Here is a 530-nt window from a genome sequence, read left to right on the forward strand (position 1 = left end):
GTAATTTTTTCACCAATATCGAATGAGAAGTCTCGTTCCGCCACGATGTCAGCCGTATTGTCGAGAACCTGAACCGATGGCGTCGGTGTTGGTGCCGGAGGCGTGGTTGAGCCACCACCTCCACCGCCGCCTCCACAAGCTACGGTTAATGCCGAAATCAACGTCGTCATAAGCAGTTTTGTAGAATGTTTCATGTCAGGCTCCTTACTGCTGAGTTGCAGGAATTACTTTGTTAGCGGTTGAGGCTTGGTACCACGTTGTTTCTGACTCGCCACTGCTGGTTACCCAAGTTGGGAAATCGGGATACGCTTTACTGATGTCGACGTTTTCAATCGGATGATCCCACTCGTCACGAATGTTGATCGCCCACGGCATGTTGTTGTTCGTCAAGAATGACTCAGCGCCGCCGGAGTTATCATCATGCAGGTTGAAAAAAGAGTTATTCATCTCACTGGTTCCCGCAAAGGACTTGAAGTGCGTTTGCCAACTCATACCCGGAGGTGTGGTAGTAAAATCACCGTGATACGAGT

At 49.6% G+C, this 530-nt stretch carries 1 protein-coding gene and 1 pseudogene; both read right to left on the reverse strand.

What is annotated here, in order from left to right; all coding sequences use genetic code 11:
* Window positions 1-194, reverse strand: a pseudogene (locus tag R7Z50_RS30820) (hypothetical protein); the annotation flags it as partial.
* Window positions 195-204: 10 nt separating this feature from the next.
* A partial coding sequence (locus tag R7Z50_RS30825; protein WP_318150189.1) for a DUF4842 domain-containing protein occupies window positions 205-530 on the reverse strand: 326 nt, incomplete at its 5' end.

Source organism: Vibrio sp. 1249-1 (genome assembly GCF_033340495.1).